Source organism: Ktedonobacter racemifer DSM 44963 (assembly GCF_000178855.1).
Lineage (GTDB): Bacteria > Chloroflexota > Ktedonobacteria > Ktedonobacterales > Ktedonobacteraceae > Ktedonobacter > Ktedonobacter racemifer.
The window spans coordinates 2,686,478-2,698,429 of sequence record NZ_ADVG01000003.1; the positions used below are offsets into that span (position 1 = coordinate 2,686,478).

At 52.7% G+C, this 11,952-nt stretch carries 10 protein-coding genes and 1 pseudogene; 3 read left to right on the plus strand and 8 right to left on the minus strand.

The window, feature by feature from the left end; all coding sequences use genetic code 11:
- Positions 1-9 precede the first annotated feature (9 nt).
- The 7 genes from KRAC_RS80085 to KRAC_RS41025 all read right to left on the minus strand — a co-directional run bounded on the left by KRAC_RS80085 (position 10) and on the right by KRAC_RS41025 (position 8,232).
- Positions 10-717, minus strand: a complete 708-nt coding sequence (locus KRAC_RS80085; protein ID WP_052568991.1) for a sensor histidine kinase — start codon at positions 715-717, stop codon at positions 10-12.
- Positions 707-3,304 carry a PAS domain S-box protein gene (locus tag KRAC_RS41010; protein ID WP_007917552.1) on the minus strand — a complete coding sequence of 866 codons (2,598 nt, stop codon included), beginning with the start codon at positions 3,302-3,304 and terminating at the stop codon, positions 707-709. The genes KRAC_RS80085 and KRAC_RS41010 overlap by 11 nt, the downstream gene beginning before the upstream one ends.
- A 252-nt stretch (positions 3,305-3,556) precedes the next feature.
- Positions 3,557-3,715 carry a hypothetical protein gene (locus tag KRAC_RS72420; protein ID WP_157507643.1) on the minus strand — a complete coding sequence of 53 codons (159 nt, stop codon included), beginning with the start codon at positions 3,713-3,715 and terminating at the stop codon, positions 3,557-3,559.
- The gene (locus KRAC_RS80090; protein ID WP_157507772.1) at positions 3,675-3,965 is read right to left on the minus strand and encodes a PAS domain-containing protein; all 291 of its coding nucleotides are present in this window, start codon (positions 3,963-3,965) and stop codon (positions 3,675-3,677) included. The genes KRAC_RS72420 and KRAC_RS80090 overlap by 41 nt, the downstream gene beginning before the upstream one ends.
- Before the next feature lie 50 nt (positions 3,966-4,015).
- On the minus strand, positions 4,016-5,209 hold the full coding sequence (locus tag KRAC_RS41015; protein WP_007917554.1) for an ISAs1 family transposase: 1,194 nt from the start codon (positions 5,207-5,209) through the stop codon (positions 4,016-4,018).
- 475 nt (positions 5,210-5,684) lie between these two features.
- Complete coding sequence (locus KRAC_RS41020) at positions 5,685-6,458, minus strand: hypothetical protein (protein WP_211221398.1); 774 nt, start codon at positions 6,456-6,458, stop codon at positions 5,685-5,687.
- Positions 6,459-6,858: 400 nt separating this feature from the next.
- Positions 6,859-8,232, minus strand: a complete 1,374-nt coding sequence (locus KRAC_RS41025; RefSeq protein WP_007909494.1) for a transposase — start codon at positions 8,230-8,232, stop codon at positions 6,859-6,861.
- A gap of 723 nt (positions 8,233-8,955) precedes the next feature.
- Between KRAC_RS41025 and KRAC_RS41030 the strand changes: the two genes are divergently transcribed.
- Positions 8,956-9,774, plus strand: coding sequence for an IS6 family transposase (locus KRAC_RS41030; RefSeq protein WP_007917560.1), 819 nt, complete (start codon positions 8,956-8,958; stop codon positions 9,772-9,774).
- A 13-nt stretch (positions 9,775-9,787) separates the two neighbouring features.
- Positions 9,788-9,997 carry a hypothetical protein gene (locus tag KRAC_RS41035; protein WP_052568993.1) on the plus strand — a complete coding sequence of 70 codons (210 nt, stop codon included), beginning with the start codon at positions 9,788-9,790 and terminating at the stop codon, positions 9,995-9,997.
- Positions 9,998-10,087: 90 nt separating this feature from the next.
- Here the strand turns inward: KRAC_RS41035 and KRAC_RS72430 are convergent, their stop codons facing one another.
- On the minus strand, positions 10,088-10,981 hold the full coding sequence (locus tag KRAC_RS72430; protein ID WP_007917562.1) for a hypothetical protein: 894 nt from the start codon (positions 10,979-10,981) through the stop codon (positions 10,088-10,090).
- Between the two features lie 237 nt (positions 10,982-11,218).
- On the opposite strand from KRAC_RS72430, the pseudogene KRAC_RS41050 reads away from it, so the two are divergent.
- Positions 11,219-11,935 (plus strand): annotated as a pseudogene (locus KRAC_RS41050) (IS6 family transposase).
- Positions 11,936-11,952 lie beyond the last annotated feature (17 nt).

An 11,952-nucleotide genomic window follows, 5' to 3' on the forward strand; every position in this document is an offset into this window, starting at 1 on the left:
GTGCGTTCCTCATGTTCTTTGGCGGGGAAGCGTCACCCGAAAGGTCGATCCTTTTCCTGGTTCGCTTTCGACGGTGATCGTTCCCCCCTGGTGTTTCACAATCTCCGCGACAATGTATAACCCCATGCCCAGACCGGGGATCGCCTTCTGCTTGAGATTGGTGACCCGATAGAAGCGGTCAAAAATCTTGTCGCGCTGCTCGCGTGGGATGCCCAGGCCATGATCCTGCACACGGATCGTGACCGTCTCTTCGGAGGCGGAGAGATCCATCTCGACGGTCTCTGCGCTGGGAGAATACTTGATGGCATTGCTGAGCAGGTTGGTGAAGACCTGTCCCAGCCGGTCTCGATCCCCAAGCAGGATGGCTTGCACGGTACCCCGCACCAGGATGGTATGGCTGGGATGCGTTTGCTGCATGGTGTCGACGATCTCCCGCAGCAAAGCATCGAGATCCACCGATTCCTGCCGATACTCGAGCTTGCCCGCCTGGATTTTGGAGACATCCAGCAAGTCTTCCACCAGCCGGGTGAGTTTGTTGATCTGGGTTTGCATGCTGGAAAGCGCCGAAGCCTGGAGGCCTTGCTTCGTCAGTTGCCGGTGCAGCAAGGTAGTGTGCAGTTTCAAAGCGGTGAGGGGGTTCCTCAGTTCATGGCTGGCCATGCTAATAAAGGCATCCTTGCGTTGTTCCAGTTCCTTGCGCGCGGAGTTATCCAGCACAAAGACGATATCCTGGCGTGAGTGATGCTGTAAGACAACCCCCCCCCACGAGCACGGGAAGACGACTGCCATCTTTACAGATGTACTCTTTTTCGTAGGGCGTCATCGACTGCCGGGTGGCCAGTTCCTGATGGGCCTGCAGGGACTGAGCCAGATTTTCTGGAGGAGTCATCTGCATCCAGTTGATGCGCCCTTCGCGTAGGTCCTCACGAGTGTAGCCAGTCATGTGCAGAAAGGAGTCGTTGGCGTCCACAATCTGCTCTCCTTCGGCGACAATGATCCCGATAATGCTGGAGTTCATCAGGACGCTCGCGCGCTCCTGACTCTGGCATAAGGTTTCCTCGATGCGCTTCTGATCGTCGATGTCGGTGCCGGTGCCGAACCACTTGACGATCTGGCCTGCTTCATCGCGCACCGGCACCCCACGAGTTAAGAACCACCGATACGCGCCCGTTTGGCCATCCTTGAGGCGATATTCGATCTCATAGGGTTCACCCGTTGCGAGCGCATGATGCCAGATCTTCAGGGTGCGCTGAGAATCGTCAGGGTGTAAAAACTGGCTCCATCTATGACCCAATGCTTGTGCGAGGGAGGAACCACTATAGGCATACCACCGTTGATTCCAGTACTCTAAAGCTCCATCTGGCCGTGCTGTCCACACCAACTGTGGCACCGTTTCAGCCAGCACTCGCCAGTTCTCCTCACTGGCTTTGATTCTCTGTTCAGCCTGTTTCTGCTCATCGATGTCAGTGTTGGTGCCAAACCATTTCAGGATCGTGCCCTGCGCATCTTTGAACGGCACTCCTCTGGCAAGGAACCACCGATAGTCTCCGGTGGTTCCATTGCGCAGGCGCAGTTCCGCTTCATAGGGCCTGCCTGCCTGGACGGCGCTCTGCCACACCTCCAGAATGCGTTGTTGGTCATCGGGGTGGATGGTATGGAGCCAGCCATCCCCTTGAGCTTGTTCGGCGGTCATGTTGGTATAGTCACGCCAGCGTTGGTTCGCGTATTCAGCAGAGCCATCGGGGCGTGCCATCCAGACGAATTGGGGGATGGCATCAACCAGGACACGGATTTCGTCCTCGACTTGCTTTTTGTCGTGAATGTCGGTGCAGGTGCCAAACCACTTGAGGATGTGACCGCCTGCATCGCGCATCGGCATGCCGCGAGCTAAGAACCAGCGATACGCGCCCGTTTGGCCCTCCTTGAGACGATATTCAATCTCATAGGGTTCTCCCACTGCGAGCGCATGATGCCAGATCGTCAGGGTGTGCTCATAATCGTCAGGGTGCAAGAACTGGCTCCATCCAGAGCCCAATGCTTGTTCAGGGGAGGAACCAGTATAGGCATACCACCGTTGATTCCAGTACTCTAAAGCTCCATCTGGCCGTGCTGTCCACACCAACTGTGGCACCGTTTCAGCCAGCACTCGCCAGTTCTCCTCACTGGCTTTGATTCTCTGTTCAGCCTGTTTCTGCTCGTCAATGTCGGTGTTGGTGCCAAACCATTTCAGGATCGTCCCCTGATCATCCCTGTGTGGCACTCCTCTAACAAGGAACCAGCGATACTCCCCGGTCGTGCCATGGCGCAGGCGCTGTTCCGCTTCATAGGGCCTGCCGGTCTGGACGGCACACTGCCACCTCTCCAGGACACGTTGTTGGTCATCGGGGTGGATGGCCTGGAGCCAACCATCCCCTTGAGCTTGTTCAGAAGTCATATTGGTATAGTCACACCAGCGTTGGTTAGTGTATTCACACGAGCCATCGGGGCGCATCATCCAGACGAATTGGGGAATGGTACCGATCAGGACACGGAGTCCTTCTTCGGCTCGTTTGCGCGCGGTGATATCCAGCCCGGTATAGATGAGGTACTCGACCTGTCTGTCAGCATTCAGATGCGGGGTCATCGTCACCGCAAGATCCAGATACCACCCCTCTTGTGGGCGTATCCTGGTCTCAAAGTGCACGATTTCTCTCCGACTGGCTTGTTCAATCGCTGCGCGTAATTGCTGCTGGACAGGTGGAGCATACGACCACCAGGGAGTTTCGGTGAACGGTTTACCGACCACTTCCTCTCGCCGGAGGTGTGCGTCCTCTAAGGGGCGCTGACTGATGGCCAGGACCATCCCATCAGGGGTCAAGATCACAAGCCGGTCAGAGATAGTCTCCAGGATATCAGCGTAGAGATGTTCGCTGAGGGGAACCATCTCCTGGCGTCGGGCTAGTGCTCTCACTTCGTGGAACTGCAAGGTGAGCCCCCCCATGGTCGGAGTGAGCTGCACGTGCAGCCTGGTCTGGGTTATGGGAGACCAATACTCCACTTCGGTCGGCTCTTGGGTCTGCCTGGTCTTGAGCACTGCCTGATAGAGTGAGGGGCTCACGAGTTGTGGAACACCACGCCAGAAGGGGTTCCCCAGGAATTGCTCTCGTGATGCGCCTAGCATGGTCTGCGCGCTCGCATTGGCATACACAATCGTTGTGGCGTCATCGACGATAAACAACGCATCAGGAAGCGTCTCAAGCGTGCTGAGGAGCGTTTCACGCGATGTGAGCATGCTTGACTCGCTGCTTTGTGGGTTGAACATCATACTGTCTCCATCCCTTTCATATGGCCCGTGTCTCGGTGAAGAGGTTTTTCGCCTCTGACATCGAGCTGTATTGTTGTATGGTGGTTGTCGACCTACCTTCTCTTTGTGGGCAGAATTATCGAGTACAAGGGGTCATCGAGTAGGGCCGTGCGAGTCCCTCATGTGCCTGCTCGGTATAGGCTTTGTATTCTGGAGGGGTCATCTGCATCCAATTGATCTTTCGTTGACAGAGATCTTCCCGGGGATAGCTGGTCATGCGTAAAAAGGCATATTGGCCTCCACAATCACATCGTCTTCGCCAATGGTGATCCCGATACTCGTTGAGTTTATCAGTGTGCGCGCCCGTTCCTGGCTCTGGCGCAGGGCCTCTTCAGTCTGTTCGGCCCGCTTTAAACATCGATGTCTGTACATGTGAAATCCAGTGCAGAATCGTCCCCTGCGCATCTTTGTAGGGAATCCTTCGAGCGGGGCGCACACTGCCAAACAGCTTGCCAGGCAGTTCGTGCATGCTTGTCCCAAGCATGGTGGCGGCTCTTGTATTAACATACTGGATCATGGCTCTCTGATCTAGAAAGATCGGCGCATCAGGAGGCGTATCCAGCAGAGCAATGAGTTTCAGGTAGAGCGCAGACGAATTGCCCGAGGGTACATCCTCATCTATGAAGCGTTAGGTAGTCAACTGCTCTCATTATTGTGTGCAGGGCTTGTGAATTATTGCTGAGCGACGCTCCTGGGAAGCAAGAAGCGAAAAGCAAGATGAGGATGAGAAGCAAAGTGGCGTCTGGTCGCAGCAATCTGAGAAGACCCTTGACGATGAATAAGGGTGATCGCCAAATTGCGGAACGTTGCCAGGATCTGAGATGCCTGCCCAGAGCGCAAGCGAGAACGATCCTCACCAAAGGTCATATCGCGGACATAATGGGAGGAGTTCTCGATACTCCAGTGTCCCCGTACTAATGCAAGTAAGCGCTGGGGGCTGGCCTCAAGAGCAGTCAAAGGCGTGATGAGATAGACCACTTCGTGGCTGGTTTTTCCCGTTTTGCGAACCGTGACGGTTCGTGTCAGTTCGGCCACTTGCTCGATGAGTGGCCAGTCAGCCAGGTAGGAATTCATTTCGGTGCTCACACGGATAGAACGCTTTTCAATCCGTCCTCGATGCTGATCAAGCGTGGAGTCTTGCGCAAAAGAAGCATGTGGATCGGCGAAATAGGCGGTGAGATCTGCGTAGAGGGTCGGCTGATTGTTTTTGACGGTGAGAACGGTTTTGCCACCCAAGGCATCCACGCACCTCATGAAATCCTTCTGCGTGTGCAAAGCGTCTGCGGTGAAGACGCGTCCATCGACAGGCAAGCAGGGCAAGAGGGCCTGTGCGACTGGGATTTCATTCGTCTTCTCGGAAACGGCAACTTGCAGCAGTGTTTCCTGGCTGTGATGTGTGCGAAAGGAGAGCAGATGGGGAGCAGAATGTTTGTCCGATCTTCCCCCACGAACCGTCTTGCCATCTAAGGCAATGGGATCATCGAGGGTGGCTTGCAGAGTCCGACGTATCCAGTCCGCCAGGGCGCACTCGATCTGTTCGGCATCCAGGCGCGGGAGGAGTTTGCGGTAGAGTGAATCACTGGGGCACAGGAAGCGACGTGGTCCGAAGAGTCGGATGAGCAGAAGACGTTGATCACGACACCACTCTGCAACTGCCAGGGTCGAGTCACAATTGCAGAGGAAGCCCGCTACCAGGCAGGTCAGCACGTACGCCAATTCATAGCGCAATCCATGCTTGGAACGGGGATCTGGGATGGTGGCAAACACTTCGTACAAACTCAGCAATGGTTGCTTTTCCAATAACTGGTGGCGAGCATCACTCGTCAGTGAAGGCAAGGTCAGTGACAATGCAGTAGAATAAGACATCGGAGGCTCCTTCTTCTCGATAGATCGGTTTGGAATGTCTATCGTAGCAGATCTTGGAGTCTCCTGCTCTCAGCAATAATTCACAAGCCCTGTGGTAACAACATTCAAAGAAGAGTGGCAGGGGGCAGGGGTTGATGGTGAAGCGCTTCTCAAAAAGACCAGTCAGTTTCTTCCTGCGCTCCAAGTCATCGGCTCTTCTGTCTTTCTTGCTTGGGCCAACCACATCTCATCCTCGCAGTTCTGAAACCTCATCCAGAAAGCCTCTTTTCCTAGAAGCTTTCTGGAGCACGTCACCTCCTTGTTATCACTCTTCTTGTGTTGGGAAATATCTCCATTTCCCCCCAAAGATACAGCAAGGTACAAAAAATCGTTGATACTGATGAGTTTTCACCAAAATTGGGACAGTTCCGAATACTGTTGGAATTTACACTCTCCACACCATCTGCAATGCAAGTGCGTCCCAGAATGTTGGGATTTACAACATATCCTCTCTCTCTTCCGCTAGTGGCAAGGCAAGAGACAGACTCCCTTCTTGCTCACTCCAGATCCGTCCCCCATGTTCGTGCAAAATCTCATGACACAGCGCAAGACAAGCTTCCGCCTCGCCCTCTTCAACTCCCCGTATCTGCGCTTCAAACTCCCCTTCTCTTCCGAGGGCAAGACTTGGCAGATCGCTTCTGATGCGAAGCGTTATTTTCGCTTCCCGACCCATGGGATTTAGAAAGGGTTCAAGATGGATCTCGGCAGGCAGAATATCAGCTTGCCTTACGAATAGATAGTTGAGGAGGACATGTTCAAAAAGCACCTGCAGCCAGAAAGGATCACACATGATAAAAAGCGACTGAGCAGGCATGCTCACTTGCAAGACACCATCGGGACAGAGTGGAGCGCGTTGCTCGATGACCGGTCCGAGTAAGGACACGAGATCGATCCAGACAAAGTTCTGACAGAGCGGCTCATCTGTTGCTCTAGGCGAGAGCTCGCGCAGTTGAACCAGTAGATCATTCAAGCGCATTTCCCGATCTTGCATCGTCCGCAAATAGCCTAAGCAGCACTCATTTCGATCTTGCCAGACCTCCCGTGTTGGGGGGAAAGCTTCTTGAACCCGTGCTGAGATCGCGCGCTGTAACAGGCGCCGATATCCGGAAAGCACGGCCAGCCCATTGCCGAATTCATGATGGATCAGTTTGAGCAGCGGATAATTGATCGGAGCCTCTCTGACGCTCTTGACCACGTCGCTTTCGCTCATTGCCATATTCTTCTTTCCTTTCCATCCCGCATTTTTCCACGTTCGAAAACCTCTCTTATCTATATGATGACACGAGTTGGCAATGATACATTGCTGTACATCCCAGCAATTATTCGGTTTTTGGCACAATCCTGGTGAAAAGGGTTGATGGTGATTGCTCAGGCTGAGAAGTGAAGGAGGAGGGGTAGTGTTGCAAAAAATTAAAGCTCAGCAAATCAAGAGTGTATATAAGCAGAGTCCACGAGAAAAAGATGTAGAACACTCACCTTTTCTCTGCGGCAATGATTTTTATGCCGTAATTACTTGCTCCGTTTTCTCAGCTCAAAATTTTTTGCAACACTACCCACTTTTCCACCTATGCTCTTGACTTTGAAGAATCTCTTCTCGGCTCTTATACTACCTAAGTTTCGCCCAAAATAACAACAATCTGGAAGGGAGCAAGCAGCTCCTGCAAGGGATAGAGGAGTGAGTGAGCCAGGGGAGCGTCCTGATTGAGCTCGATCTCAACCACCTGATGCAACGCATTGAAACGGAGCAAACCGCTGACATGAAAGACATCACGCACCATACGCAAGATGCCATAACGATGGATTTTTGGGCTGTTCAGCCAGCGACGTGCCCAGACCACCACGTTGTGAGCCAGTGAGCCGAGCAGCGCCAGCATGTACTGCGCCTCAAAGCGCTTCTTATTGCGTTTCGTCAGTCCCAATCCCTGTTTATCACCCTTGAAGGAGGTTTCGATGCCTCCACCACGCTGATCATAAAAGGTCACATAGGCCAAGAGCACCGCCGTGGGATCAGCTGCTTGCGATGCCTCCCATCCCAGAAGGGGAAGAACCTGCTCAATCGAGAGCGAACACATCAGAATGCCATAAGCAAATGTGCCATCTCTTCTGCGACAGCGTACCGCAATACGTCGCATGGGACGGACGTAGCCAGCGGCTTCCTCGCTCACCCAGCCAAAGGAACGTTCCGACCAGGTGGGGTCCTGGACCCATTCCTTGACCGTTTGAGACAGTCGCGTGATACGTCGTCCCGAGTATTCTTTCGCCATGACCTCGTAGCCTCGGGAGAGCAGCCAATTGAGGTCGTCCTCGGTTCCCGCACCTGCATCGACACGGATAATGGTCCGTCTGCGTTTGGCATCGTCCAATTGCAAGGTCGTCTCAGCAGTCTCTACCAGCGGTTGCAGAGCCTTGATCAGTTGGACATTGCCTGCAAAAAGCTGATCGACCACGACTTCTTCATACTGGGTCGCCAGCACACGACCCAATTGCCGCCCTCGGCGATGATAGAGTCCTGCAAAATAGCCGCGCGTGGCAAACGCCGCTTTTGGTCCACAAGGCATGCCCGTCAGGTCCACGTCCAAGAGTTGAAAAGCGGCCTGATAGTCATGATGAAAGCCTTGGCTCTGAGCGCGGTAGATCTCATCGAGCGCCTGATGCAACTGAAGGACATTTTCCTCAGCACAGGCAGAAAGCGTCTCTTGCACCACCGACTGCTCAGCACAAGAGGTTCGACCGAAGGCTCGTTGCAAGCCCGGATCGGCTCGCAGCCGACTGTTGATTTCTACCAGTCCATGGGCTCCAGCCAACAGACTGATAAACGCATCCATCAGCTTGTCGAGAGGCGTATGCTTGATGGTTTTCTGCCTGATCTGCACTCTCTTGCGGATCGGGCTCAAGACATCCAATTGCTGCAATTTGGCTCCTATGGCGGCCAGGATGGCGCATCCAGTGAAATGGTTCGTTGTTGTTGTGATAGACTCGTTCATGGTGATACTCCTTTTTCTAATGAAAGCTCCTTTGTTCCTTCATTAGCTATGGAGTATCGCTCTGCTTTTTGCAAGCTCTGCACTGGCTCGCTGGACTGTCGTCAATTTGGGCGAAACTTAGGTATACTAAACGTAAGAGAGATGAGTACCAGTTAAAAAGATGGGGTTTGACAGCAATCTTCAAGGTCACCAGAGAGACTCTCTTGCACGAGTTTCAGAAGCACATGCATTCAGTGAGAGGGGTATCTTGAGAAGGTCTTGTCTAGAGAGGAGGAATAGTCTTGTCTCGCTCTCATGCTCCCGATCCTGATCCTGAGAACAGGGCGCCATCACCGCAACAACCAACCATATGCACTGATCGCTTTCTGGCGGTGATGCACGGGTCGGCGGATCTCTTTTGGATTCTCTCCTCAGCCGGCAAGATGGACGACATCAGTCCCAGTTGGCTTTCCTTTACCGGCCAGCGGGAGCGCGACGCTTCCGGCCACGGATGGCTTGATGCGGTGTATGCGGTCGATCGACCTTCCCTGGAAGCCTTCCTTGCCCAACCTTTTTCCGCTGATTACATTCCTGAGCACACCTGCCATATTCGCCGAAACGACGGGATCTATCGTCTGATGCGCCTGCACGGATGTGTCAGAACTGAGAATAAGACCCCAAGCAGCGTTCCTCCAAGATGTGATAGACTGATCATCTCACACAGAGTTTCAGGAGGCGTGCCCCATGGATTGCCCGTACTGCTTGTCAGTGACCACCAAGGAACAGAACAAGAAAACCACGCTGGGCTATCGGACGTTCCGTTGCCGAGGGTGCCATCGTATCTTCAATGAGCGTACTGGTACCCCTTTCAACTTTTTGGAATATCCCACTGATCTTATCCTGCTCGTTGTGCTGTGGCGACTGCGCTACAAGCTGAGCTTGCGGGATTTGGCTGAGATATTTCTTGAACGAGGTTTTGTGTTCACCCATGAAGCCGTTCGAGATTGGGAAGCGCGGTTCGCTCCGCTGATTGCAAAGCAACTGCGAGCCAAACGACGCGGACAAGCAGGACGATCCTGGTATGTGGATGAAACGTATGTCAAAGTACATGGGACGTGGTGTTATCTGTATCGCGCCATCGATCGGGATGGCAACTTGGTTGACTCAATGCTGAGCGAGAAGCGAGACATGGAGGCGGCTAAGCGCTTTTTCCAGCAAGCCGTCGAGGTCATTGGTGACGTTCCACAACGCGTAACAACCGATGGCCATAATTCCTATCCGCGTGCCATTCGTGAAACGCTTGGCATGAGCGTCATTCACCGCTGTAATCCGTATCTCAACAATCGATTGGAGCAAGACCACCGTGGTATCAAACAGCGGTACTACCCGATGCGTGGTTTTGGAAGCTTCGCGTCGGCATCACGCTTCTGCTGGGCGTTTGACGAGGTACGTCAGTTCTTCCGGTATCGTGCCACCATGAACCAACACGTTGCTCTTGCTGACCAGCGTCGTCTCTTCTGCCAACGATTGGATGCCTTGAAAGCCATGGATCTGGTAGCCTAAAAGCATCGGTTGAATGGATTCAACATGCCATATCGTCTACTTGATTCTCAGTTCTGACACATCCCAGCAAAAGGTCTCCGGGAGCTTTCGCACCGAAGAGGGGATCGCCATGTTTTGTCGCATTCGCAGTTATCTTTCCACGTTGCGCAAGCAAGGAATGAAGCTACTTTCTGCACTGGAGCAGACGCTGGCGGGCAATCCCGTTCTCCCCGCTTTTTCATGACCCTTCTGAACAGTTACCGTTTTCGCTAGGACTTAGCCTACCCTCTTCTATGCTTCAGAGCTAGATGCTCAATAGAAGCCTTGTCGCTTACTAGCGAGGAGGCGTCATGTAGCTGAAGTTATCCACCAGCAGGTAGTTACCACCGATAGTCTGGTTAGCACCATATCCAACACAGTTATAGACTATCGCGGCATCAGTAGGTTGTAGAGGAGAGATGCTGAGCGTGTCTATGAGAGCATTATTTACTGAAAATGTGAGCGTCGTTGCGTCAATAGTCATGGCGATAGTAGCAGAGGTCAGGGCATTCGTGACGTTTTTGGCGAGTGGCGGCTGAATTATGCTCCCACCTCCTGCCAGCGAATAGATGAACCATTGGCCAGTATTGCAGTACTCCACTGCATATCCACTGTCTGCGCTTTTCTCGGCGAGGCCTACACATTTCGTCTGATAGCCGGAATTGACACCTCCAAGTGTACCTGTAACGCTTATTTTGTTGTTTGAGACGAACGGTTTATTGTTTGGAAGTTGGAGGTAGAGATACCCATGTGTTCCACCCGTGTTGATTATTAACTCTGTGCCTGCTTGTGTGGGACAGGTCACTCCATCCAGAGCTTGTGGTGTCCATTTGCCACCATTGGTATCACAGAGAGAGCCAGGCAACGATGCTGAGTATGTGTATGACAACGGGGCCGCTGGCGATGCCTGCTTTGTAACACTGGTGCCAGGTGTGGTAGCTGAGGTTGGCTGGGTAGATGTAACAGTAGGAGATGAAGAGGACGCCGATCCTGTATTTGAGGTGAGAGACTGTGAGTAATATGACGCGGCTATAAAAGCGATTGTGAAAAGAATACATACGATTATGGAGGGCCGTAGCTTTTTTCGCTGTTGTAAATCCAGGGTGGTCAAGGCCGCGAGCGCCTGAATCACCCCCGCCAGGAAAGAAACACCCGCTGCTAAAGCAAGGATCAAACCTACTATATTCATGGAAAATACCTACCTCTGTTTTTATCTCATAAACGCCTAAAGTAACAGATTTTGCCGTGTTAAATATTATATTACCAACTCAGGCTTGAGTGGTTGAAATCTGATCACATGATCACCCAGGGCTGTTGCAAAGTCGGGAATAAAACGGGAAAAGAAGGAATAAAACAGAGCCTTTCGTGCATTAGGAAGGTATTGTCAACTTGGCAATAGAGCTGAACAATATATTAAAATACCTTCATGAAAACAAAGAACCTCGTCCCCGATTACAAGGGTTTCCGTTTCCCGCCTGAAATCATCAGCCATGCGGTATGGTTGTATTTTCGTTTCTCGCTCAGTTATCGTGATGTTGAGGAACTTTTGGCGTAGCGAGGGATCGTGGTGACGTATGAAACCGTGCGGCAATGGTGTTTGAAGTTTGGGCAGATCTACGCCAATGAACTGCGCCGTCGTCGCCCTCGCTGTGGGGACAAGTGGCATATGGACGAAGTTTTCCTTACAATCAGAGGCAAGAAGCATTACCTGTGGCGAGCGGTCGATCAAGATGGCAATGTGCTCGATATCCTGGTCCAGAGCCGCCGCAACAAGCAAGCAGCAAAAAGGTTTTTCCGCAAACTTCTCAAAGGGCTCCAATACGTTCCACGCGTGATCATCACCGATAAGTTGAAGAGCTATGCAGCGGCGAAACGCGAGATCCTACCTGGAGTGGAGCATCGGCAGCACAAAGGACTCAACAATCGAGCCGAAAATTCGCACCAACCGACGCGCCTGCGCGAGAAGAAAATGAGGCGCTTCAAATCAGCCAAACAGACTCAACGTTTTCTCTCTGCCTTTGGTCCCATTTCAGGGCATTTTCAACCGCGACGTCACCGCTTGCGTGCCGGGGAATACCGTGCTCTTCTACAGAACCGCTTTCGGGTATGGAACGAGATAACCAGGGGAAAGCAAGCGGCATAATCACCATTCGCCCCTGT